The organism is uncultured Streptococcus sp. (genome assembly GCF_902463925.1).
Classification (GTDB): Bacteria; Bacillota; Bacilli; order Lactobacillales; family Streptococcaceae; genus Streptococcus.
In genome coordinates this window covers 21,390-48,340 of sequence record NZ_CABQHE010000001.1, presented here as the reverse complement: position 1 = coordinate 48,340, position 26,951 = coordinate 21,390, and the positions used below count along the sequence as shown (strand labels likewise).

Here is a 26,951-nt window from a genome sequence, read left to right as displayed (position 1 = left end):
CAGCTTCTTCACTATTTAAACTTAAGCAGGTGTTACATCCAAGCTTTCACCAATTGCCGCAAGACGTTCGACAACTTCTTCTTGGCTCAAACCATTTTCAGAGACATAACGGTTGCGTGGGTGAACACGGCATTCATGTGAGCAGCCACGGAGGTATTTATCTTCATTCTCCTCTGAAGCAAGGATACGACGGTTACAGAATGGGTTACCGCAATTGACATAGCGTTCGCAAGGCGTCCCATCGAACCAATCCTTACCGACAACGACAGGATCTACATGGTTGATGTCAACGGCAATACGCTCGTCAAAGACATACATCTTACCATCCCAAAGCTCCCCTTGAACCTCTGGATCTTTTCCGTAAGTTGCGATACCACCGTGCAATTGGCCAACATCTTTGTAGCCTTCACGAACCATCCACCCTGAGAATTTCTCACAGCGGACACCACCAGTACAGTAAACAACCACGCGCTTGTCCATGAACTCTTCTTTATGGTCGCGGACCCATTGTGGCAATTCACGAAAGTTGCGAATGTCTGGACGAATGGCTCCACGGAAGTGACCAAGGTCATATTCATAGTCGTTACGTGTGTCGAGGACAACAGTGTCCTCATCTAAGAGGGCGTCTTTAAACTCTTTTGGTGACAAGTAAGCACCCGTTGTTTCAAGTGGATTGATGTCGCTGTCAAAGTTATCATCCTCTAATCCAAGGTGAACGATTTCCTTCTTGTAGCGAACAAACATCTTCTTGAAAGCTTGCTCTTCTTCCTCATCAATCTTGAACCAAAGGTCCTCCATCCCTGGAAGGCTGTGAACATAGTCCATGTATTTTTGAGTGGTTTCATAGTCCCCAGAAACCGTTCCATTGATTCCCTCGTCAGCGACCAAGATGCGTCCTTTCAGACCGATTGACTTACAGAAAGCCAAGTGGTCTGCCGCAAATTGCTCAGCGTTTTCGATGGGAAGGTATTTATAATAAAGCAATACTCGAATAGGTTTTGCCATTGTATGTCCTCTTTCTTTATGAAATATCTATATCTGTTGTTTGATAGTCAAAGTCAACTTAACTATTATAGCGCTATCAAAGAGGGCTAGGCAATTGATTTGCTTGGAAGTGACTTTTCACAAAAGAAAAAGGCTGAGTGACAAATGACTCAACCTCTGTTTCGTGTGATTGTTTTTCCACAAGATAGTATTACAATTTCGCAGCAGCTGCCTCATCCAAGATAAGAGTCACATCTGGATGATTTTGTAGGACACTAGCTGGTACTTCCTCTGTTACTGGACCCTTGACCATCTTGAAGATAGCATCTGCCTTCTTGTCGCCATAGGCAAATAAAATAATCTTTTTGGCAGCCATAATGGAAGCAATCCCCATCGAAATAGCCTTCGTAGGAACTTGATCACGACTGGCAAAGAAACGGCTATTGGCTTCAATGGTGCTATCCGTCAAGTCGACCACATGAGTTTGACTATCAAAAGGCGTACCTGGCTCATTAAAACCAATATGCCCATTACTTCCGATGCCTAGGATTTGCAGGTCAATGATATGGTGTGCCAAGACATCATCGTAATCCTTAGCCGCCTGCTCCAAGTCCTCAGCCATGCCGTCAGGCAAGAAACTTTCCTTAAATGGCTTGGCATCAAAGAGTTGGGCCTTCATAAAGGCATGGTAGCTCTGCTCATGGTCTGGTGTTAGTCCGACATACTCATCTAAATTGACGCTGTAAAGTTCCGAAAAATCCACGTCACTCTCAACCATCTCTTGGTAAAGGGCGATAGGGGAACTACCTGTCGCCAATCCCAATGTCTGAGCACCCGCTGCAAGGCTCTCTTTTAGAAGTTCAAAGGCAACTTGGCCTCCCTCAACTTGATTCTTAACTAAAATCTTTTTCATTCTATTCACCTCGATATTGGTATATACCATTTTCTTTATTATCTCCTTTTTTATCTTTTTTGTCAAGCGCTTTCACTCAACTCCTTTAATGACTGTCATCCTATATCGTGCTATAATAAAAAGGCTGAAAATTTTTAAACGAGGAAAGAAATGAATACAAACGATTTTGATTTTGAACTACCAGAAGAACTGATTGCCCAAACCCCATTGGAACAACGTGACGCCTCTAAACTCTTGGTCATTGATCCTGTAACCAAGGAAATGACTGATACCCACTTCGACCACATCATTGACCAGCTTAACCCTGGCGATGCCTTGGTCATGAACAATACGCGCGTGCTTCCTGCCCGTCTCTACGGTGAAAAACCTGATACCCACGGCCATGTGGAATTTCTCCTTTTGAAAAATACACATGGTGATCAATGGGAAGTTTTAGCTAAGCCAGCCAAACGCCTTAAAGTAGGCGCTAAAGTCAGTTTTGGGGATGGACGCTTGGTTGCCACTGTCACTGAGGAACTAGATCACGGTGGACGAATCGTAGAATTTAGCTACGACGGTATCTTCCTTGAGGTTTTGGAAAGCTTAGGTGAGATGCCATTGCCACCTTATATCCATGAAAAATTGGAAGACCGCGACCGTTACCAAACGGTCTATGCCAAGGAAAATGGCTCTGCCGCTGCTCCAACAGCTGGCCTCCATTTCACACCTGAGTTACTTCAAAAAATTGAAGCTAAAGGCGTAAAATTGGTCTACCTCACCCTCCACGTTGGACTGGGAACCTTCCGACCTGTTTCTGTCGATAATGTCGACGAACATGAGATGCACTCAGAATTTTACACCCTCAGCCAAGACGCTGCCGATACACTCAATAGTGTCAAAGCCACTGGAGGACGCATTGTTGCAGTGGGAACAACTTCTATCCGAACTCTGGAAACAATCGGCAATAAATATGATGGCCAACTCCAAGCCGACTCAGGCTGGACCAATATCTTTATCAAACCAGGTTATCAATTCACAGTCGTAGACGCCTTCTCAACTAACTTCCACCTTCCAAAATCAACCTTGGTGATGTTGGTTTCAGCCTTTGCTGGTCGTGAATTTGTCCTTGATGCCTATAAACACGCCGTCCAAGAACGCTACCGCTTCTTCAGTTTCGGAGATGCCATGTTTGTCACACGACGTGCTGAGAAATAATATTGATTTTGAGACTTCTCTTTCCGGAGAAGTCTCTTTTATTGCTCGTCACATTCAGAAAAAATCCACCAGTTGTGAACCGATGGATTATTTTGTTTATTTCTCTGCAAACTGGCTATTGTACAAGTCGTAATAGAAACCTTTATCTGCAAGGAGGGATTCATGGTCCCCTTGTTCGATGATTTGACCATCTTTAAGGACCAAAATCTTGTCTGCTTCTTGAATAGTCGACAGACGGTGAGCAATGACAAAGCTTGTTCGACCTTGCATGAGGGTCTTCATAGCTTTTTGAATCAAGAGTTCCAGACGGGTATCAACCGATGAGGTCGCCTCGTCCAAAATCAAGATTTTAGGATCAGCCAAAAGCGCACGGGCAATGGTCAAAAGTTGCTTTTGTCCCAGTGAAATGTTACTTGATTCCTGGTTCATTTCCATGTTGTAACCACCAGGTTGTGTACGGATAAAGTGATCCACATTGGCTGCCTTAGCAGCTTCAACAATTTCTTCATCAGTCGCATCAAGATTACCAAAACGAAGATTTTCCTTGATAGTTCCTTCAAAGAGCCAAGCATCCTGAAGCACCATACCAAACTGTTTACGATAATCCTGACGAGACAGATTACGGATATCGTGACCATCAACTGAAATAGAACCAGCAGTCACATCATAGAAACGCATGAGGAGGTTGATAATAGTTGATTTTCCGGCACCGGTAGGACCGACAATGGCCACCATTTCACCAGGATTAACCTCAAGATTAAAGTCACGAATCAAAGGTTTATCAGCCACATACTGGAAGTCCACATGCTTGAAACTAACTTGGCCAGTCAAATCTCCCTCTAGCACTTCAGTAGCATCATTAGCCTCGTCTGGTTCATCCATCAGTTGGAAAATACGGTCCAAGGAAGATTTAGCACTCTGCAATTGCCCAGCCAACTGAGTCAAGTTCTGAATGGGTTGGTTAATCTGCCAAACATACTGAACAAAGGCCTGCATATTACCAATCGTCAAGCGACCAGCCAAAACTTGCAAACCACCTAGAACAGCAACAATGAGATAGGTCAAGTCAGATAAACCGTTAAGAACCGGCATCATGAGTCCTGAAATGAAATTAGCCTTAAAACCTACCTTCTGAAGGTCTTCTGTGATTTCTTTAAAATCATCCAAGGATCTATCCTCACGGCCAAATAGCTTAAGCACATTGAAGCCAGTCAGATTTTCCTGAACAAAACCATTAAGAGTACCTAGGGCATCAGCCTGTTGTTTAAAGTAAGGCTGAGACTTACTCATGATAAAGCGGGCACCAAAGAAAGTAACCGGAATAGTGATGACAACTATAGCTCCTAATTGAAGATTAAGGTAAAGCACTGTTCCAATAACCAAGGCTAGAGTAAAAACGGCATTAACAACCTGCAAGAATGACTGCTGCAAGGCATTAGATACTGTCTCGACGTCACTGGTAAAGCGTCCCAAGAGGTCCCCAAACTGGTGCTTATCAAAGTATGACACTGAAGTACGATTGATTTTCTCAGTCATCTCATTTCGCATATCTTGAACTGTTGCTTGCACGGCATTGGTCATAAAATAGTTGGAATAATAAGCAGCCAACTCATAAATGAGACCACGCAAGAGATAAAAGATCAGAACTACACCAACATAGGAAACGTTGATATGGGCACCTTCCACACCCTTGAACATGTCCAGTGTATTTTTAGTCAGTTCCGTAATGGCTAAACCAATGACCACAGGTTCGAGAACGCTCATGACGACACTAACAATTTTCAGGAAAATGGCTAGGTAAAGTGGCAAACGATAGGCCTGCAAGTAGGACCAAAGGCGGCCAAAACTTGAGGAATGATTTGTTTTCATTTTATTGTTCTTCATTTCGACCTCCTTCTAGTCTTCTGTAAGACACTTTTGATTTAGTTGAGAATTGGCAATTTCACGGTAAATCTCATTGGTTTCCATAAGCTCTTCGTGACGGCCACGACCAACGATTTCACCCTTTTCAAGAACGATAATCTGATCGGCATCCATGATAGTCCCCACACGTTGGGCCACAATCAAGACTGTCGCGTCCTGGGTCACTTCTTTCAGACGACGGCGCAAGGTCGCATCAGTCTTGTAGTCCAAGGCAGAGAAGGAATCATCAAAGATGTAAAGGGCAGGACGTTTGACCACCGCACGAGCAATTGACAAACGCTGCTTCTGTCCCCCAGAAAGATTGCTACCACCCTCAGCCAAGTGAGAATCATAGCGTTCTTCCTTACTTTCGATAAATTCCTTGGCTTGAGCGACATCCGTAGCTTGATTCAATTCTTCATGACTGGCATTTTCCTTACCATAACGGATATTTTCACCGATAGTTCCAGTAAAGAGCAGGGCTTTTTGTGGAATAAAGCCAATCTTACGACGCAGAGCCTTAAGATTATAGTCACGGACATCCACACCATCTACAAGAATGCGTCCAAGTGTTACATCATAAAAACGTGGAATCAACTGCACAAGTGATGATTTTCCTGAGCCCGTAGACCCAATAAAAGCAATGGTTTCACCAGGTTTAGCCTTGAAGGAAATATTGTGTAGAACAGGACTCTCAGTTTCACCAGGATAGGCAAAGGTCACATTGTCAAACTCCAAATATCCCTTAGTCTCGGTTTCTGTCACCCCATCTTCATTTGGATTGATAGAAATAGGCATATCCATAATTTCCTGCAGACGTTCACTAGATACCGCCGTACGAGGATACATGGTAAAGAGGTTGGCTAGGAAAAGGAAAGACAATAGCGCATGGAAACTGTACTCAATAAAGGCAACCAAATCCCCGATTGCCAACGTCCCAGAACCTAGTGGCTCAAGGGCAAACCAAACAATAGCCACAATCATGGCAATGATGATTTGCACAAAAAGTGGCTCGGTCAAACCAGTCAATTTAAAGAGCTTGCTTGAATTATCCGCATAGACAGCATTTTCAGAAGCAAACTTCTTCTCTTGGAAATCTTCTCTAGTAAAAGCACGAATGACACGAAGTCCAGTCAGATTTTCACGAGCATACTGGTTAATCTTGTCGAGAGTTGCCTGTTGCTTCTCAGAAAGCGGACGCGTTTTTACCGCCACATACCAGACAACTACGGCTAGGAAAGGCAAGGAAATTGCCACAATCCAAGCCAGAGATGGACTTGTCGTCAAAATCAAAAAGATACTGGAAACCATCATCAAAGGAGTGATAACACCCAACTTGAGAACTTGATCTGCAAACTGCATGAGAACAAAAGCATCCGACGTGATACGAGTCACCAAAGAAGATACCCCAATTTGTTCGTACTCATGGTGTGAATACTCCTGAAGCTTAGCATAAATGTCATTACGCATGACCTGCACCATAGTAGTCGTCAACTTACCAACCGCATAGGCCAGAAGCACACGACCAACAATACCAGTTAAGACCACACCAAACATGACCCAAGCATAGGTATAAAGCTTGTCCGCATCCCCACGGTTAATTCCCTCATCAATCATTCTGGCAAGTACCGTCGGCAAACCCAAGTTAGCAATAACAAATAAAATGGCTGCCGTAAAATTCATTGCTAACCACTTAGGATAACGTCTGAGATAAGACCAAATATAAGCCATAAATTTCTCCTTTTCTTTTTAGCATTTACCATGCCTTTAGGATTTTTATAGTTATTGACAACCACTAAAGCTGAAAAAGACACAGAAAAAGGGCGTGACAAGCACGCACATTACCTACATTCTAACAAATGAGAATATTAAAAGCAATAGGAAAAACCAGAGCTTTTGCCCTGGTTTCTTTATTAAGCGACTTGAGTCGTTACCTTATTATTTAAGAGTAACTGAAGCAGGTTTATGCTAACTACTGATATTATCTAGTTTATTTAGTTGATTTACATTTGGGCAGTTTTTTTGGCAGGATACTAAAAAATTTTTGATTGTAAAATATTCTGAGTGATTTTGTCAGAAATCCCGATTACATCATTATGATACCAATGACTGTAAACATTTAAAGTCGTTGATCTATCAGCATGACCTAGTCTATGTGAAACATACAGGGGATATATCTTAAGAACATTAAGAAGATAAGATGAATGACTATGACTCAAGCCTTTTCCAGTAATCCTGGGAACATCCACAATCTCAGCCTGTCGTTTAATAATACGGCAAATAATTGATTTAAATAACGGATTGCCAAATCGAGCTAAAACATAATCATCTTCGTCATTTTCCACTTGCACTCACGCCAATTAGTTAATACTTCTAAAGTTACATCGTCTAAATCAATTTTACGCAATCCAACAACCATCTTTGCTGGCTACTTAGAATACTAATTTTCATATTCAACTTTTTAAAGTGTTTCATGGGCGTTGAGAAGCTGTTTATAAGGACGGATTTCGTCCTTTCGAAAACTTAGCTTTTCGTCACCCACTATAGTTGACAAAGAGATCAAAAAACTGATGAATCATTCGATTCATCAGTTTTAAGGAAGATATGTTCATTGCAAACAAATCGTATCAATTAGAAAGATTAGTCTTCTTTCTTCTTACGAGCTACAAGACCAAATCCACTCAATACTCCGAGAAGTCCAAGTGCTGCTAGGCTAGCATTGTCTTCTGTACCTGTATTTGGCAACTCTTTTTGACCTTCAATATATTTTGGTGTTGCTGGTTTAGCAGCTGTATCAGTTGCTACTGTTGCACTTGCTTGAGTTTGTGGAGTTGGTTTGTAGTTGCTACCACCATTGTTCTGTTGTGAATCAGAATCACGTTTAGGTGTAACTTTTACTGGTACTTCTAGTTCAACTACTTCTCCAGTTGGTAATTTCACCTTAACTTTAACAGCTGTTTTATCACCTGGTGTTTCTGTTGTTGGAATTTCTCCAACTTCAACAATTTCCCATCCTGATTCATTAGGAATATCAACGTGTTTCTTAACATCATCTGGTGTAATTGTTGTTCCTTGAGGTACAACGATTGGTGTTCCAGTTGGGGTAGCAATTACTGGTACTTGTACTTTCATTGTTTTACCATTTGGCAATTTAACTGTAACTGTTGCTGATGGTCTTACACCTGCAGGGAATGTTTCAGGAAGTTCTGGTTCCCCTACGATTTCCCATCCATCTACTCCTGGAATTTCGATGTGTTTTTGTACATCTTCCTTAGTAAGTTTAGTTCTTTCTGGAACGATAATTGGTGTAACTTTTGGTTCTACCACATTTACTACTACAGGAACTCGTACAATTTCGTTACCATCTTTATCTTTAACGATGACAACAGCTTCTTTTTTACCTGGTTTAGAAGTATCTACTGGTGTATCGTATTCGAATGTAGCTCCTTCTGGGTAATCTCCTGGTGTAATGTTATCTTTTGGATCTGGAGTATCACCTTTTGGTACAAGTTGTTCTTTACCTTCAACAACTGTTACTGGTACCTTAACTGTTGTTTTGTACTCTTTACCATTGACAGTGTAAATAACTGGTACTTCTACTTCTCCAGCTTTTCCTGGTGTTGAAGTTTTCGGTAATGTAACATTTGTTAAATCAACTTTAACAGTTGCTCCTTCAGGAAGTTTCTTCTTAAATTCTTCGTTGTTGATTGCATTTTCTGCATCTTTACCAACTTTATCTTTCAATTCTTTCTCTGAAAGGTCTTTTGGTACAATAACTGAATCTGCTGTTGGTTTTGGTAATACTGTTACTGGAACTTTAACGTTTTCTTTGAATTTACCATTTTCGTAAGTTACTGGCACTTCAACTTCAACGTCTTTGTCCCCTGCTTTTCCTACTGTAGATGGAACGTTTGTAGGATCTCCTACTGTTCCACCTTCACCTGGTGTAATACCTTTCTTAACGTCTTCAGAATTTGGTGTATCACCTTCAAATACTACTACTTCTGGTGGAGTTGAAGATACAACATTTACTGGTACTTCAATCACTTTAGTGATTTTGTTTCCATCTTTATCTTTATATTCAACTATTACAGTTGCTGGCGTTTGTACACCTGTTTTATCAGTTCCAGGAGTTGTTTCAACACTTGTTACTGTAACTGTTACACCGTCTGGAAGTCCTTCAAGTTTTTTAGCTGCTTCTTCTGCTTTTTCTTTAACAACTTTTGCTAATTCAGTCTTATCAGCATCTTTTGGTACTACAACACCTTCTGGTTTAACTTTTGGTAATACTGTTACTGGGACTGTTACTTTTTCTTCAACGTTGTTAGGATATGTTACTTTTGTCGTAACAGTAACATCGCTTGATCCAACTTTTCCTTCAGTTGTTGGGATAGCATTGTTGATGTCATCCTCAGTTACAGGTGTTGTAGTTCCATCTGTATCAGGAGTGATTGATTTATTGACATCATCAGCTGTTGGTTTGTCGCCTTCTACAACGTATACAGGTTTAACATCTGAAGCTTTAACATTTACTGTTACTGGGATTGTAGTTGTGTAGTCTTTTCCATCAACTGTGTATGTTACTGGTACATTAACAGTTCCTGTGTTTGTACCTTTATCAGCTGTTAATTTAGCTAATACTTCTTCAGTTACATCACCAACAGTTACTGTTGCACCTTTTGGTAATTTAGATGTGAAGTCTGTTGCTTGAACTGCTTCTTTAGCTTTATCTTTTGCTAATTCTTTCAGTTTATCTGGAGTAGTATTTTTAGCTACTGTTACTTCACCTTTTGCTACTGGTAATACTGTTACTGGTACTTTAACTGTTTCAGTTACTTTTCCATTATCGTAAGTTACTGGTACATCCACTGATACATCTGTAGCTCCAGCTTTATCTTTTGTAGATGGAACTGATGTTGGTTCTCCAACTGTTCCACCTTCACCTGGTGTCACTGAATCTTTGTCTAATTTTGGTGTTTCACCTTCAAACACTACTACTGGTTTAGGTGTTGAGCTTACTACTTTAACTGGTACTTTAATTGTATCTTCACCAACTACATTACCTTTAGCATCTTTATATAATACTTTTACAGGAACTTCATCTTTGTCCCCATTTGAATCTGTTTTTGGTAATGTGTAAGAAGTTTCTGTCTCATCTAGTGAAGCAGTAATTCCATCTGGTAAGTTTGTTAATTTACTTACTGCTTCATTTGCTTTTTCTTTTACAGCGTTTGTTAGAGCTGTATCATCAGTATCTTTCAATACTGTCACACCTGTTGGTGTTGCTTTTGGTAATACTTTCACTGGAACATCTACAGTTTCATCACCTGTTGGATATTTAACAGTTGCTTTAACAGTTAAATCAGTTGCTCCTACTTTAACTTTATCTGCAGGAACATCTTTATTGATGTCAGCTTCAGTTACAGGAGTTAAATCTCCACCTTTATCAGGTGTAATTGCTTCATTAACATCTTCAGGTTTTGGTTGATTTCCTTCCACAACGTATACAGGTTTCACTTCTGAACCTTTTACGTTAACTGTTACTGGAATGTATGAAGTATAAGTGTCACCTTCTGGAGATGTAAATGTTACTGGAACTTTTACAACTACTGGTTCACCGTTTTTACTTGCTACATCTTTTGGTAATTCTGGAATCTCACCTACAGTAACTTTATATCCTGCCGGTACTTCTGCAGGGAAGTCAGGAGTTTCAATTAACTTTTCTGCTTTAGCTTTTAGAGTATCTTTAACTTTGTCTGGAGTAGTTCCTTTTGGTACTTCAACTTCTCCGCTTGTTCTAGGAAGAACAATAACTGGTACTGTTACATTTTCTGTAACTTCAGTTCCGTCTACATTGTGAGTAACTGTTGTTGGAATAGTTAATCCTGTTTGACCTGCTTTTCCATCAGTTTTGAAGATATCACTTGCTTTTGGTTCATTTGCTGTACCATTAGTAGTAGCTGGTACTACTTTTTCTTTAACGCTAGCTGGTGTAATTTCATCACCTTCAAATACTACAATTGGTTTAGTCTTAGATTTAACAACGTTTACTTCGATGTCAACTGTTGTTTCATAAGTTTTACCATCTACTGTATAAGTTACAGGTACTTTAACAACCCCACGATTATCTTCAGCAACTTTTGTAATTGCGATGTCATCTCTATTAACAAAAGTTGAACCATTAGTGTCACCTAATGTAGCTGTACCAGTAACGTCGTTTAATAATTTAGTAAACTCTGGAGATTTAATAGCTTCTTGAGCTTTTGCATAAGCAATTGCTTTTAATTGTTCATCAGTTGTGTTAATTGGTACTGTAATAACTGAGTCAGTTTGTAAACTATTAATAAAGATTACTTTACCATATTTGTAGTCAGGATCATCTGAATTTGCTAAACCATTACGGTTAAATTCATTTTCATAAGCTGGTTTTGGTCCATTGGCAGTATAAGAGTACAGTCTGTTACCTTCTGCATCTGTATCTCCAAATCCACTTTTAACCGTTACTTTAAAGTCAGCTGGTCCTACGAAGTTATCTGCCGCTGTAAATGGAATACTTGTTGTACGAGAGTTTGTCTCTGCAGCAGCCATACGGTTTCCTGCTGGTACGTTATAAGTTAATTTTCCACCTTTTGAGTTATCACTTGGATCGTTTGGAACCCATTTGATCGTATTTGCCCAAACATTTCCTAACCAGTTTGATCCACCATTTGCATTGTAGATTTTATCTTCTAATACTACACCTTTAGGAACTTCTACTGTTACTTCAACATTTGATGCAGCATAGTAGTCAATATTCATCCCACCAGTGTCTTTAATTGTAATGTCGAAATTACCTTTTTGACCTTTTTTGTAGATAGTATCTTTTGTATAACCATATTCACCAGTTCTGTTTTCTGAACGAACATTTGTAATAACTTCTGCCGCTGGTGCAGTTGCAATACCAATACCACCGATTAAGTAACCATCTTTAATATTGATCTTGTTATCATTAATTAAAGTATTTGTTCCTTGACTTCCTGCTTCAATTAACACTTTAATTTTAGTTGTTTCCGCTGGAATATCATAAATACGGTCTAGGTGGTTCCATCCATTAGCAGCTAAAGCCGGTTGTTCAGTTGCTAATGGACCATTTGTACCTTCAACTGGTTTAATCTCTTTACCAGTGAACGCATCAACAATTGTTAATTTGACTCTTTCACCTGCAGAAGTAGATGTACTACCACCATACGCTGCACTGTGAATTAAGTTAACGTTTAGACGAGAATTTCCATTTACATCGAATTCTTTAGAAAGTGTTGTACCTTTGCTTCCTAATTCAAGGTAGTAATCACGGTTTTTAACTTCACCAAACGCATTTGTTCTCATTACGTCAATAGTAGGAGTTACTGAAGGAACAACACCACTACCATTAACATAACTATTTTCACCTGATGTTTGGTATTTTTTCAATTCTCCATCGTTTGAATAGATTTTTGATTTTGGAACTTCACGTGTACTTGGTTGTCCATCTTTATCTGTAACATTAGTTACATCAAGAGGTTTAACCGCATTAACTTTGTCCCCTTTTTCAATTTTCCAGCCATTCAACATACCAGCTTCTGCATCAGCTTTTGTGATAGTTTTTTCTTGCCAGTTGTATGTTGCACTACCGATTGGATCTTTTGCGTCCGGTTTGTTATTTACTTTATTAGTAATGTCACGTCCATTTTCATATTGAGTGGCAATTGTTTCTGATTTTTTATCAGCATCAGTGAAAGTAACTTTATCTCCAAAACCTTCTTTTAAGCTTTCGAATACACCATTCTTAGGGTTGTTACCATAAGCAACGTGGTTTTCACTGACAGGAGCGCCTAATTCAGTTTTTCCTGCTAAGTAGAAAGCTAATAAGTCGCGTTCAGATTTAACTGCTTCTGCTTGTTGGCTCATTGCTTGAGCTGATGTTGCATCCGCAGCATTTGCAGTTGTAATAACATTTTCTGCTTTTTGTTTAATACCTTTTAAAACATCAATTTTAAATTGATCTTTTTTATTCGCAGGTAGCGCTTCTTGTTTTGCTATTTCAGCTTGAATTTTATCAATATTTGCTTGTAATTCAGGTAAAGCTTTATCTCTTTCACCTTTATATTTAGTTGCTTCTTCTGCTGAGTTAGCTGCACTTGTATCTACTGCTCTAAATCCACTTTCACCTTGTCCAGGAATCGCTTTACCATTACGAGGATCTTGGTTTTTGTTTTCTTTCTTATTAGTAGATGCTTTTGGCATGCTTTCTAACACGAAAGCTCTGTTTTTCAATGAACTTGTTGAATAATCAACTTCTAATTGTTTTTCTTTGTCGGTTAACAGAAGAGCTTGAGCCTTAGCAAGTTCTGCTTTTGCTGCTTCAATGGCTGAGGCAGTCTTTTCAGTTAGACCTGCTTTCTTAAGAGCTGCTTCCATACGAGTAATAGCTGCTTCCAACTTACTTGTATCAGCCTTTGCAGATGGTGCTTCTGCTGGTGCTGTTGGTTGTTCTACAGCTTTTGGTGCTTCTGCTGGTGCTGTTGGTTGCTCTACAGCTTTTGGTGCTTCTGCAGCTTTTGGTGCTTCTGCAGCTTTTGGTGCTTCTGCAGCCTTTGGTGCTTCTGCAGCTTTTGGTGTTTCTGCAGCTTTTGGTGCTTCTGCTGGTGCTGTTGGTTGCTCTGCAGCTTTTGGTGTTTCTGTAGCTTTTGGTGCTTCTGCTGGTGCTGTTGGTTGCTCTACAGCTTTTGGTGTTTCTGCTGGTGCTGTTGGTTGCTCAGTTGTTGGTGTAGCACTAGTTGATGACACTTGAGCATCCGCCTGAACAGTTGCTGCTCCGCCAAGCATCATATAGGCTGCTACAGCTACTGATGCTGCACCAAAACTATACTTACGGATTGAAAAGCGTTGAACCTTTTGTCCGTGGTACTTATCCATTCTTGAATACATATTATCTCCTTTTTAAACAAATGTTAATTGCGGAATTACGCCCAAGCAACTGAAAAATAGCATCCCTAACCTAATTTATAAATTAAAACGCTTACACTTAGGTGCTTAACTCCAATAATAATTATAACATTATTTACATTATAGTGTCTACTATTACATGCGTAATATGTAGTTATATATATATTAATCTGTATTTTGGGTAATATCATCCAAAAAAATAAAGCTCTTTAATATTTGTAGTGGGTAAAATTCTATAGATCTTATGGACCCTATTTGCTTGTAGGAAAAAGTCCCATAAGAACTATAATGAAAAGCGACAAAAACACCCATTAGACAGAATCATATGAAAGAATTACACTTTATCACAAAACCACTCGATATTTAAGACTCTAATATCCAGATTATAGACATCATCAAGAAGGATACACACAAGGAGATCATCGTTTAACTGGACTACGGCGCCCCATCTTGTCCTGATTGCGAAAGTCAAATGAAGAAATAGGATTTTCAAAAACCGTCTAAGATTCCTTACCTTGAAATGACTGCTATGCCCACTAGAATTCTGCTGAAAAAAGCGTCGTTTTAAGTGCTACTATTGTTCGAAAATGATGGTCGCTGAGACATCTTTCATCAAAAAAATCACCAAATTCCTCGTATCATCAATCAAAATATTGCCCAAAAGTTAATTGAAAAGAATTCTATGACCGATATTGCACATCAGCTTCTTAACTTTTCGTCACCCACTACAGTTGACATAGAGACCAAAAAACTGATGAATCATTCGATTCATCAGTTTTAAGGAAGATATGTTCATTGCAAACAAATCGTATCAATTAGAAAGATTAGTCTTCTTTCTTCTTACGAGCTACAAGACCAAATCCACTCAATACTCCGAGAAGTCCAAGTGCTGCTAGGCTAGCATTGTCTTCTGTACCTGTATTTGGAAGTTCACGTTGGCCATCCATATATTGAGGTGTAGAAGCTGCTGGTTGAGCTGGAGTTGTTGGAGTTCCATTATTATTTCCGTTGTTATCTCCATTATCTGTAGGTGTTACAGGTTGTGGAGTTTCTGGTTTTGGTTCCGGCTTAGGCTCTGGTTTAGGAGTTGGTGCTGGAGTTGGTTTTGGCGCTGGTTGTGGTACTGGAACGTAGTTGATAGGTGTGTCCTTAGTTGGATCGTTCGGCACGTTTGGTACTTCATATCCTTTAGTTGGATCATTTGGATCAACTGGTTTCAGTGGGTTTCCGTTTGGATCTACCGGAGTGAATCCTGGTACATAAGGTACATGTGGTTTATCACTTCCTGGTTTTGTCGGATCTTGTGGATCGTTTGGATATGGAATTGGATCTGTTGGTGTTCCTGGGATATTTGGTACCCATGAACCTAACTTATCGTAAACAACTGTTTCGTTGATATCTTTGATTGTATCAGGTGTTACTTTAACATCTTTAGTTGATGATTCTAGATCACCAGCTTTAGCAATGTATCCTTTAACTACTGGTACTGGATATCCGTTGAAGATATCGTCATTACGATCTGTTGTCCATTCTCCATATGTGATTTCTCCTGTTACTAAGTTAACTTTAGCATCACGAGTGAATTTGATTGTTTCTGTACGAGTTTCAGATACTTCTTTTCCGTTACGATCTACATACTTGATAGTACGTGTAGATGATTTCTCAGTTACAAGATCTTTCACAGTATTTGGCCATACTGGACTGTTTGGATCGTTAGGGAATACTGGTTTACCTGGTTCTGGTGTAGATGGTGTTACTGGAGTTCCATCTGGGTTCTTCGGTAAGTTTGGATCATTTGGATCTACTGGTTTACCTGGTGTAACTGGAATAATTCTTTCAGCTACTGTTACATTGAAGATTTGATCTACAGATTTATCTTTGTCAAATACTCTGTCTGTATCTTTAGATGGGAACTCGTTCTTAACTACTCTGTATCCAGCTTTTTCAAGTTTTTCAATAGTCTTAGTTACTTCATCAACTTTAGACTTAGTGAAGTTAGCTCCTGAATCACCTTCATCTACTACTGGAGTTGATACTACTTTACCAGTTTCAGTTACGAAGTTTGTGATAGCTTTTTGTTTATCAGTTACGTAAGTGATTGGTGTATCTGTACTTGGGTCTGTTGGTACCGGTGGTACTTCATATCCTTTAGTTGGATCATTTGGATCAACTGGTGTTAATGGAACTAGTGGGTTAGTATTTGGATCAACTGGTTTAGTTGGATCTTTTGGTACCACTGGTGTAGTCCCTGGTACGTAAGGAACGATTGGTCTATCATTTCCTGGTTTAGTTGGATCGTTCGGATCGTTTGGATATGGGATTGGATCGATTGGTGTTTCACCTTTCGGTACATTTGGTACCCATGAACCAAGTTTAGTGTATACAACTTCGATGTTTTCATCTTTAGAATCTGCAGTTAAGTTTTCTGTAGCTGCTACTTCTTTTTGTTGAGCATCTTTCAGGATGTAGCCTTTAACGACTGGTGATTCAACTTTATCGAATGTTGTATCTCCATCTTTAGCTGTCCAGTTACCGTAAGTGATTTCACCTGTTACAGAATTGATCTTAGCTTCACGAGTGAATGTAACTTTATCTGTTACTTTCTTAGCTACTTCCTCACCTTTTTCGTTAACGTATGTGATTGTACGGTTCACGTGGCGAGTTGTATCAATCTTCTTAATTAGATCTTCAGTCCATTTTGGTCCATCAGGGTTCTTAGGATCGATTGGATCACCTGGTTTTGGTTTATTTGGATCATTTGGATTTTCTGGATCTACTGGGTTGATTGGCTCAACGTGTGGTTTAACCGTTACTACGAAGCTTTGATCTACTGTCGTATCTTTATCGTAGTTCTTATCTGTAGCTGTTGTGAATCCGTCAGTTACTAGATCATACCCTAGAGCTTTAAGTTCAGCAAGTTTAGCTACTGTACTGTACTCGATTGGTTCTCCAGATTTACCTTCTAGGTTATCTGTATGAAGTACAGTTCCAGTTCCTTCTACCACATAAGTTACTTTCGCTTTTTGAGTATCTTTCTCATAAGTGATTTCAGTATCTTCTGTTGGGTTTTCAGGTGTTGGTGGAACATATCCTTTAGTTGGATCATTTGGATCTACTGGTTTCAGTGGGTTTCCATTTGGATCTTTTGGCGTTGTTCCTGGAACGTGAGGAATCACTGTTGTTGGTGTTCCTGGTTTTGTTGGATCTGTTGGATCGTTTGGATATTGAGGTTTGTCAAGTTTTGGCTCTTCAAATCCTTCTGGTACTTTTGGTACATATTTTCCAAGTGGTGAGTAAACTACGTTTACTACTGAGTCAGCCGCATCGTGAGCAACGTTCTCTACTTTTTCAGCTGCTTTAATATCTGCAACATATCCTTCGATTACTGGAGATGTTACTTCAGCTAATGTTTGTGGTTCTGTCCAATCAGAAGTATAAGTGATTTCACCTGTTACTTTGTTTAGATCACCTTTACGAGAGTAACGAAGTTTTTGTTCTACAGTAGCTGCAGCTTCTTGACCACGTTTAGCTTCTTCTACTTTATCAGTATTAGCGTATCTGTAGTTGATTGTACGATTTACTTCATCTAATAATCCAAGTTGTTCGTAAGTACGTTGTTTTGGATCTCCAGGTACTTTGTCTCCTGGTTTTGGAGTTGTGTTTGGATTGTTTGGATCTAGCGGTTTATCTGGATCGATTGGTGTAACACCTTCTTTAACGATCACATAGTAAACTTGGCTAACTCCACTTTCACCTTTATCATCTTTATCATCGTATGTACGGTTTGCATCAGCGTAGAATGCTACACGTTCTGCTGTATAAGCTGGATCAGTTGGTGCAACAACTTCATAACCTTTAGCTTCTAATTCAGCTTTAACGTTATCAATGTTTGTTGTCTTGATTGCTTTACCTGTGTCTCCTGCTTCCGCAACTGATACGTGAACTGCCGTTCCATCCTCTTTAATGAAGTGAACTAGAGCTACTTGAGAACCATCTTTAACATACGTAATTGTAGTGTTTTGAGTTGGGTCTTCTGGTACTTTCGGTACTTCATATCCTTTCGTTGGATCGTTTGGATCTTTCGGAGTTAATGGTTTACCGTCTGGCCCTACTGGTGTTGTTCCAGGGATGTATGGTACTACTGGAGTTTCAGTAGGTGTTCCTGGTTTTGTTGGATCTTCATTAGTTGGGTTTTCATATGGTTTTGGTGTGAGATCAGTTCCTTCTGGAGGTGTCACTCCTTCTGGAATTACCGGTACATATGAACCAAGTTTACGGTAGATAATTGTTTCTTCACTATCTTTATCCGTAGCTTTAACATTTTCACGAGCTGTAGATGTCGCAGCTGAAGCTACATATCCCGCTTTGTTTGGTGTTGTTACAGCATCGATTGTTGTATCATCACCTTTAGCTTTCCAGTCAGAGAAGTTAGAGATTGCTCCTGTTACAGGATCTAGGTCAGCTGTACGAGTGAACGTTAATGTTTGTACATTATCAGGGATACCTGCATCTGATCCGTCAGCTAGTTTGTAGTGAACTGTATGCGTTACTTCTTCGATTAATCCTAATTCTTTGTAAGTACGTCCTTTTGGATCGTTTGGTACTTTATCATCAGGTTTTGGAGTAACATCTGGTGTGTTTGGATCAACTGGCTTATTTGGATCAACATTCGTTGGTTTTGTAGTATAGATTACTGTTTCATTAATGTCTTCAGCAGTTGCTGTTACTTCTGCCGCTGGTACAGACTCTTTATCTGGAGTGAAGTTTGTAACTTTTGGTGAAGTTACAGCTTCAAATGTTTGAGCTGGTGACCAGTCTCCGAATGTAATCTTACCAGTTACTGGGTTGATTGTTGCTGAACGTTTGAATTCTTTAGTTTCTTGAACTGTATCAGCAGCTTTTGATCCATCTGCGTAAATATACTTGATGGTACGTTTAACTTCTTCTTTACGTCCATCTTCTAACTCTTTGATTAACTCTGGAGTCCATTTTGGTCCTGTTGGATTATTTGGATCGATTGGTTGATCTTTAGTTGGAGTTGGATCGTTTGGATTTACAGTAATTGGCTTAGCAGTTACTAAAACTTTGTATACTTGGTTAGTCTTAGCGTCTGCATCAAATTTACCATCTGTTGGATAGTTATTTTCAACAACTGTGTATCCTTTAGCTTTAAGTGCTTCAATTGTTGATGTTACATCAGCAGCCTTAGTGAATGCTTTACCTGTATCACCTGTATCTACTACTGATTCTGCTACTGCACCTTTTTCAGTCTTATCAGTTTCACTGTTTACTTCGATGAAGTGTGTAACAGCTACTTGTGATCCATCTTTAACATAGGTAATTGTAGTGTTTTGAGTTGGATCTGTTGGTAAGTCTGGTACTTCATATCCTTTAGTTGGATCGTTAGGATCTTTCGGTGTTAATGGTTTTCCGTTTGGTCCTACTGGTGTTGTTCCAGGGATATATGGTACTACTGGTTTTTCAGTAGGAGTTCCTGGTTTTGTAGGATCTGCTGGAGTTGTATTTGGATATGGTTTTGGATTTAGATCAGCATCTGCTGGAGGTGTGATTCCTTCTGGTACTACTGGTACATATGATCCAAGTTTACGGTAGATAATTGTTTCTTCACTATCTTTATCCGTAGCCACTACATTTGTACGTTCTGTAGATGTTTTCGCTGAAGCCACATATCCATCTTTATTTGGTGTTGTTACAGCATCAATTGTTGTGTCTCCACCTTTAGCTTTCCATGTACCGTAGTTAGAGATTGCTCCTGTTACTAGATCTACTTCTGCAGTACGTGTGAATGTTAATGTTTGTACATTATCAGCGATACCTGCATCTGATCCATCTTCAAGTTTGTAGTGAACTGTGTGTGTTACTTCCTCAATTAATCCTAATTCTCTGTAAGTACGTCCTTTTGGATCGTTAGGTACTACATCATCAGGTTGTGGAGTAACATTTGGATTTGTTGGATCTGTTGGTTTGTTAGGGTCTACAGTTGTTGGTTTTGTAGAGTAGATTACTGTCTCTTCAAAGTCTTTATCTGTAGCCGCTACAGTTTTCGCTGGTACATCTGCAACTGTTGGAGTTACACCTGCAACTACAGCAGTGTATTTCTCAAGTGTTGGAGAAGTTACAGCTTCGAATGATTGATCAGCTGACCAGTCTCCGTATGTGATTTCTCCTGTCGCTACATTAATCTTACCAGAACGAGTGAATTTAAGTGTTTTTACTTTCTTATCAGCTACACTTGTTAAATCAGATTCTGCTACTGGAGTACCATCTTCGTATACATACTTAATTGTACGTGTTACTTCTTCTTGTACTTTTACAGCATTGATTAATGCTTCAGTCCATTTTGGTCCATCCGGATTATTTGGATCGATTGGCGTTACACCTGGAGTTGGTTTTGGATTATCGTTGCTTGATGGTTTAGTTGGATCGAATGATGGAATATCAACTACTTTAGCTTTGAATTTCACAACATATTCTTGATCAACTGCAGCATCTTTATCGAATTTATCTGTTGATACAAATCCGTTATTTACAAGTTCATAACCTTTCTTAACAAGCTCAGCAATCTTATCAGTTACTGAAGTTGCTGTTGTAGCTGGGTAAGCTGCTTCTGATTTACCTGTTACTGTGATTGGATCTGCAAGACCTGGAGTAATGACTTTATCTGTATTAGTAGGATCTACTTCTACGAATTTAACTACAGCTTTTTGAGCAACTGGAGTGTAAAGTACTGTAATCTTGTAGTCATCTGCTTCTGCATCGATTGCTGCAGTCGCTTCTACAGTAGCGTTATCTGGAGTGTATCCAGTCACTTCTGGAGAGTTAACAAGGTTGAATTTATCATCTTTTGCTTTTTCTGCATCAGATAATGTAATTGCATCGTTAGATGTTCCACCTAATGGAGTCCATGGTCCAAATGTAACGATTGCTTTTTGAGCAGCTGTTGCATCTGCTGCAATTGCTTTGTTTGTGATGTGATCGTAGTAAACTGTACGAGCTTTGTACTCTTCAGGAGAATCATATCCGCTCTTATCTAACACTGCTTTATAAGTAGCGTATTCTGTTGGATATTCTTTAGCTGCTAATGTGTAGTCAATTGTACGGTCACGTTCAAAGTGAAGTGTTTCAGTCACTGTTGGTGCCGCTGTTGTTCCACGTTTATCTGCTGGTACATCATCTGTACTTGCATATTTGTACTCAATTGTACGTGTTACTTCTTGAGTATCTTTAATTTGACGAATAACTTTCTTGTGACGTAGGTAAACATTGAATGCTTGGTCTACTTCTTTATCATCATCAAACTTACGTCCACCTTCTATAGCTGTACCTTGAGAAGTATTTGTATAGTCGTCTGTTACTAGTTCATACCCTTGGTCTTCATATTTCTTGATTGTTTCAGCTGTTAAGTAAGGAATCGTCGTATGAGATTTACCTTGAAGTGTTGTAACCCCGTAAGTTGTTTTCGCATCCGCACCTGTTGTAGGAGCAGTTGCTGCCGTTTGAACTTCAAGAATACGAGCATCACCTGTAGCGTCTAAGTCAATGTATGTGACTTTAGCTTTTTGAGTATCAGCTTTGTAAACAACATACATATCGAAGTCATCTTTATCGTCTGAACGAACTTCTGATACTAATGGTTCGTATGCACCAACATCTCTAGTATTGTCAGCTACTGGAGTATACAATCCAACAGGTTGTTTACCATTTAGGATGTGTCCCATCTTACCGTCAGTACCAGGACTTGTGAAGTCAGCTGTCACTACTTCAGCAGTGTATCCTTTAACTGTAGGTGAGATAATTTCTTTGAATTTAGAATTTTCATCACTTGAAGCTGTCCATTTACCGATGATAATTGAACCTTGATTGAACTTAGTTCCTGCCGGGATAGTATCTCCAACTTTATAAACATGTCCTGAGGCATCTGTAACTTGGTTGGTAGTTACCATTTCTTTATCAGTCGTACCGGCTTCAGAGAAAATCTTATAATCACGAGTATAATCAATCGTTTGTGTACGAGTAACTGGCGTATTATCGATTGCTAGGATTGGATTATTATCTTTATAAGAATCTTGACTTGATGGATTGTCATTATCGTTTTCGTATACATAATGAATGGTACGAGTGATTGAAGCTTTTGATTGAGGTTTTACGATTGGTGTATACGTTGCTTTACCGTAATCTGTACCATATTTACTTGTTACAGAATCCCCTGCTACTTTATCGTTATAGTCGACATCCGGTTGTTGTTTTGTTACACCTGTACCTGTTCCTACGAACTTAGGATCTGGTGTGAATGTAATTTCACCAGTATCTTGGTTTAATGTGTAGGTACCTTCATTTTCAATGACGATTTCTGTGTCAGTTACTTTAGTATAACGACGAGGAACACTTGTCACTTCTCCTGTTTGTGGATCTATATGAACTGCATTTGGAAGAGTTACATTCATTAAATCTTCATATGTCGAAGCAGTACGAGTTCCTTTTGGAATCACATCATTATTTGCGGTGTAAGTTGTTCCATTAAGTGTAATACTTTCACCTTTTGGAACTAACTGATCTGCAGAAGTTTCATTTACAACTGATGCTTCAAATCTTGCTTGAGTCCCTGCTGGAATAGTATCTCCCTTAGCAAAAGTTGTTTTCCAAGTTGTGACTTGGGCTCCACCTGCTATTTTAAGCGGTGTAACAAGCTCATCTCCTACTTGAAGTTTACTTCCTGCTGGTACAACTACAGTAGCCCCATTACGAATTACTGTTGTATCCTCTGTTGCTGTTGGCTGGGCTCCTTCTAATACTGAACCTGCTGGTACTGAACCACTTGTAAATCTTGCATTACTTACAGTCACGTTTCCTGTACCATTTACAGTAATTGGTGATGAAACATTCCCTAACTTAGTTCCTGCTGGAATCTTATCTGCTGGTTTATAAGTAACAGTTGTTCCATCTGTTAATGTTAGAGTTGTTTCTTTATCAACTGTTGTATCTTCTGTATATAATTTTCCAGGAGTTTCTTTTCTTGTTGCAAAAGTTGGCTTCTTCGTTTTATCTAGTATTACATAGTCAGCTGTATATCTGACATCTTCAACTTTGTCATTTGTTGCTGTTTCTACAGTACCATAAACAGGGATTGTTGGATTAGATTTTTGTGTAGCACCTTGAACGTCCTCTGTAATAGTATCTTCTCCTACAGGTCGTACATCGATGACTGTTGGAATGTATACGGCATCCATAGTACGATTACCATTATATTCCTTATTAACATTTTCTGTTAATTTATCCTTATCGGCTAGTCGATCTGATGCTAATGCTTCTTTAAGAGTTGCATCTGTCAAGTCCCAACCAGTTGAGTTACGGTTTTGGTCCCAACCACGAATAACAGCCCCACGTGCAGTACCTACATAACCTGGCTCTGGATGGAAATCAACTGTTGTTCTATAATTACCGGTAGCATCTTTAATATTTTGGCCATTCTGACCATTTTTATTTAAAGTATATTCCCCTACTTTGTTTCCAGCTGTATCATACTCTGCATATTGAGACAAGTAGTACTCAGTTTTACCTGTTGCAGGGTTAACTACTTTAACCGCTGTTCCTAGAGTATTACCTCTTTTATCTTTTACTACTACTTCTGCTCCTTTATAAACAGTTGTTCCTTCTGGATCGGTAACATTAACAGTTGTATTAGCTGTTGGTTCTTCACTAGCAACTATTGAATCTGTTAATACAAACTTTGGAGCTACAGTAGGTTCCATTTGGTTCCATGCTGAATATTTAGATGACTCTGTTTTACCTGTTGCAGTAAATAACTCAGTGGTTCGGATATCTAATTTTTGATCTCTTCCTTGGAAGTCTTTAGATTCATTTCTTGTTCCACGAGGTGGATGAATTACGTGCGTTTGGAAGTCTTCTACTTCCCCAGATGCTGCAACACCTGTTGGTAAATCAAGATCTCCTTTATCTAGCGCAATACGTAAACGTACACCCAAACTATCTACAGACGTATCTAATAATTGAGGTGTATTTTTCCATTTCAAAGTGTAAGTTCCTTCTTTTGAAACTTCTACTAATTCAGAAGCTTCATAAAGGTCAAATTTACCATTATTATTAAAATCAACCCATCCACGAACATAAGCCTTCTCATTGTTTGTTCCTGGATTTGCACGAACTCCCTTCAATTCATATTCGTTTGCACCACCTTGTCGTAATGAATAACTCGTCGCTACAGCCGGATCTAGTAGTTGGCCTTCTCCTTCATCGGCTAATACACCAACACCAATAACGCCTTCAGCTTTGTTGAAAATACCCTTGATTGGTAAATGTGAAGTAGGATCCGAAATAGTTAAAATATCATCTTGGCGAAGAGCCACGGTTGTTCCATCTGTTTTACGGATAACAGTATTACCATTCTTTTGAACTTCGTAAATACCTGTGTCACCTTTTTCATTTGTAACAGTAGAAGTGCCACTCTTAAGTTCAACCTTTTCGTATTTATCTGTATTGACTAAATCATCTAATACCCAAGCACCACTTGGCTCTTTTTCAGTAGTACGGAAGTCAGGGTCACCTTTTTGTGAACCTAAATATGGTTGAGTAGCTACTGTACTACTTCCGTCAGAATTCGTTCTCACAAGATTTCCAATGAAGTGTTGAGCTGAACCATATGAAGCTGGAGCATCCCCACCGTCATAAATAACAAAACCTATCGTACCAGCTTGAGAACCTTGAGTATTCATATAAATAGATAAATTAGAAACATTTTGACTTAACCCTACCGGCAAATCATTTCCACTATTAATAGTAGTCCATGCTGGACCAAATAATTTTGTTCCATACATAGAAACATTTCCGTTTTTATCTGTACTTAACCATTCATTTCTCTTATATCCAGGTTTCTCAAATGAATTACTATTTCTTCCTAATAATTCTGAATTAATTGGTACAACACCATTTCCACCTTTAGGGTTTTTATTCAATGTTAAAAATTGTTCCCAATTTGTTCCATCCGTTTCAAATTGAAGTACTTCAATTTCCCCAGCTTCCTCAGCATCTACCGCAATTGCATTTACTGCAACAGGACGGCTATTGTATGTAGCCGAAAGGGAGAAATTCACCCCTACATTAGCACTATCATATGCTGCTGTGAAAGCAGTCATCTGAGGAGTTCCATCTGCATTATCAGTAGATAGACCCACATGCTTCATATGAGAATAATTTTTATCTTGATAGGCCAAGACAACATCAACGGGATCACCAGCTTTTCTACCTGTAGCTGATTGATCTTGATTCATTACGTTATAAGCTTTACCATTTGAATCTTTGAATGGATTTGTTGCTACATTTTTAGGTGCTAATGATGTTACAGTAGCTGTTAATTCGTACCCTTCTACTGAAGTTTTAACTGTAAACTTCATTCCTTCTTGAAGAGCTTCAAAAAATTCTCCCTTAGAGCTATCAACACGTCCATCCCTACTCTGTGCATTACCACCACTATAGAAGTGTTTTGAATAACGAGCTGGACCATTCGCTAACCATTCATCATCTAAAGTTGTTCCTTTACGACCATCAGGATATGTTACTTCTCGATAGTATGTAAACACCCCTGTTTGAGCAACTCCATAACGGTCTTTAACTACTTTAGTAACTGGCGAAGATAAGTGTTTAACCTCACCTACTTTAGTCCCATCCGGATATGTAATTTTAGATGAGCCAAAGTCAAACCAGTTAATAGATTTCTTCAATTGTTCAGTATTACGATTAGCTGTATACCCTTTAATTACTTCTGATGTTGGAAATGTAAATTTTTGACCATTTGCCAGAGTAACTGTTGTTTCTCCAACTAAGTTACCATTAACATTTACTTGAATTTTATCAGCATCTGTCAAATCAGGGTTCGCAATACGGAATTGACGGATGATTTCTGCTATTTCTTCTTCTGTAACATGTTTATAATTTGCTACTGGCGTAACTTGAGCAGGTTTAACGACTAATTTGTTATTATTTGCAGCAACATCATCTAATACTGCCTCAACTTTACCTACGTGTCCTGCACGTTTCATCTCTGCGTAGACTGCTTCGATGGCAGATGAAATACGTTGGACTTGGGCATCCAATTCCTCTTTAGTGATTTCTCCTGCTAATAAAGCTATCTTAGAAGCTTTGATTTGAACCTTAGCTGAAGCTACTGCACTTGCGATAGCTTCCTTTCCAGCTTTTTCTTCTACTTTTTTATCCGCAAAATTTGAGGCTGTTGTGTTCAACACTTCTGCTTCAGATGTCAACTGTTCAAGGACAGTTTTAGTTGCAGCAACTGGATCTTCTGCTTTCTTTTCATCCTCTTTGGCAGCTTTTTCATCAACTGCTTTATCAGCTTTTTTGTCTGTTGAAGGAGTAGTTAGTGTTGATTTTTCTTTGTCAGCTGCTTCTGTTTTTTCAGTTGTAGCTGGTTTAGATGCTTTTTCATCTTTCTTAGATGCTTCAGCAGCTAATTTTGCAATTTCATCATCACTCAAGGTTGGCTTTTCTACTACAGTAGCTTCTGTCGTAGCAGAAAGGGCTGGTGTCGTCACATTTGCGACATTCTTATTAGTCTTATCATCTTTTGGAGTAGTTGCAACAGCTTCTGTTTTATTTTCAGCTGTTACTTCTTCTGCTTTAGCAGTCGTTTGGGCAGCACCCACAATCAAGGCTGTCCCCAACAACACACTCGTAGCACCAAAATGATACTTACGAATAGAGAAACGTTGGCTTAAGCCATACCAATTGAAAGACTTCCTATGTTTAGGTCTTTGTTGTCTCGTCATACAATCCACCTTTTAACTTTTTTTCTCATTATATCAAATATATTGATGAGGTCAAATAAAAATGTACTTTTTTAACTCAATTATTTATATTATTTTTGTTCTCTAGATACTTATGATATAAACAGTTTTCACCCAAATTAATCGAATTTTTATGCAATATATATATATATATATTG

Annotated in this window: 7 protein-coding genes and 1 pseudogene; 2 read left to right on the top strand and 6 right to left on the bottom strand. The window is 39.0% G+C overall.

All coding sequences use genetic code 11. The features are described from left to right. Positions 1 to 21: 21 nt before the first annotated feature. Together RDY04_RS00085 and RDY04_RS00080 are read right to left on the bottom strand one after the other, a co-directional pair. On the bottom strand, positions 22 to 1,005 hold the full coding sequence (locus tag RDY04_RS00085; protein WP_002889116.1) for a rhodanese-related sulfurtransferase: 984 nt from the start codon (positions 1,003 to 1,005) through the stop codon (positions 22 to 24). Positions 1,006 to 1,195: 190 nt separating this feature from the next. Further along, the gene (locus RDY04_RS00080; protein ID WP_295495823.1) at positions 1,196 to 1,897 is read right to left on the bottom strand and encodes a glucosamine-6-phosphate deaminase; all 702 of its coding nucleotides are present in this window, start codon (positions 1,895 to 1,897) and stop codon (positions 1,196 to 1,198) included. Positions 1,898 to 2,047: 150 nt separating this feature from the next. Between RDY04_RS00080 and queA the strand changes: the two genes are divergently transcribed. After that, on the top strand, positions 2,048 to 3,091 hold the full coding sequence (gene queA / locus RDY04_RS00075; protein ID WP_303952544.1) for a tRNA preQ1(34) S-adenosylmethionine ribosyltransferase-isomerase QueA: 1,044 nt from the start codon (positions 2,048 to 2,050) through the stop codon (positions 3,089 to 3,091). Positions 3,092 to 3,187: 96 nt separating this feature from the next. On the opposite strand, the gene RDY04_RS00070 is transcribed toward queA, so the two are convergent. From RDY04_RS00070 to RDY04_RS00060, 3 genes are all read right to left on the bottom strand, one after another. After that, entirely contained in the window at positions 3,188 to 4,975 is a 1,788-nt protein-coding gene (locus tag RDY04_RS00070) for an ABC transporter ATP-binding protein (RefSeq protein ID WP_303952542.1), read from the bottom strand. Positions 4,976 to 4,987: 12 nt separating this feature from the next. Continuing rightward, positions 4,988 to 6,724: an ABC transporter ATP-binding protein gene (locus RDY04_RS00065; RefSeq protein WP_303952541.1), complete on the bottom strand. Its 1,737-nt coding sequence runs from the start codon at positions 6,722 to 6,724 to the stop codon at positions 4,988 to 4,990. Positions 6,725 to 7,633: 909 nt separating this feature from the next. Further along, positions 7,634 to 13,939, bottom strand: a complete 6,306-nt coding sequence (locus RDY04_RS00060) for a YSIRK-type signal peptide-containing protein (RefSeq protein ID WP_303952539.1) — start codon at positions 13,937 to 13,939, stop codon at positions 7,634 to 7,636. Positions 13,940 to 14,333: 394 nt separating this feature from the next. Here RDY04_RS00060 and RDY04_RS00055 point away from each other — a divergent pair. Beyond that, positions 14,334 to 14,663: pseudogene (locus RDY04_RS00055) on the top strand (transposase family protein); the annotation flags it as partial. A gap of 118 nt (positions 14,664 to 14,781) precedes the next feature. Here the strand turns inward: RDY04_RS00055 and RDY04_RS00050 are convergent. Further along, positions 14,782 to 26,775: a GEVED domain-containing protein gene (locus RDY04_RS00050; RefSeq protein WP_303952537.1), complete on the bottom strand. Its 11,994-nt coding sequence runs from the start codon at positions 26,773 to 26,775 to the stop codon at positions 14,782 to 14,784. Positions 26,776 to 26,951: the final 176 nt, after the last annotated feature.

Bases quoted from the DNA above. Each gene is read 5' to 3' on its own strand.
- RDY04_RS00085 (WP_002889116.1), bottom strand. From the start codon at position 1,005: ATGGCAAAACCTATTCGAGTATTGCTTTATTATAAATACCTTCCCATC.
- RDY04_RS00070 (WP_303952542.1), bottom strand. From the start codon at position 4,975: ATGAAGAACAATAAAATGAAAACAAATCATTCCTCAAGTTTTGGCCGC.
- queA (WP_303952544.1), top strand. From the start codon at position 2,048: ATGAATACAAACGATTTTGATTTTGAACTACCAGAAGAACTGATTGCC.
- RDY04_RS00060 (WP_303952539.1), bottom strand. From the start codon at position 13,939: ATGTATTCAAGAATGGATAAGTACCACGGACAAAAGGTTCAACGCTTT.
- RDY04_RS00080 (WP_295495823.1), bottom strand. From the start codon at position 1,897: ATGAAAAAGATTTTAGTTAAGAATCAAGTTGAGGGAGGCCAAGTTGCC.
- RDY04_RS00065 (WP_303952541.1), bottom strand. From the start codon at position 6,724: ATGGCTTATATTTGGTCTTATCTCAGACGTTATCCTAAGTGGTTAGCA.
- RDY04_RS00050 (WP_303952537.1), bottom strand. From the start codon at position 26,775: ATGACGAGACAACAAAGACCTAAACATAGGAAGTCTTTCAATTGGTAT.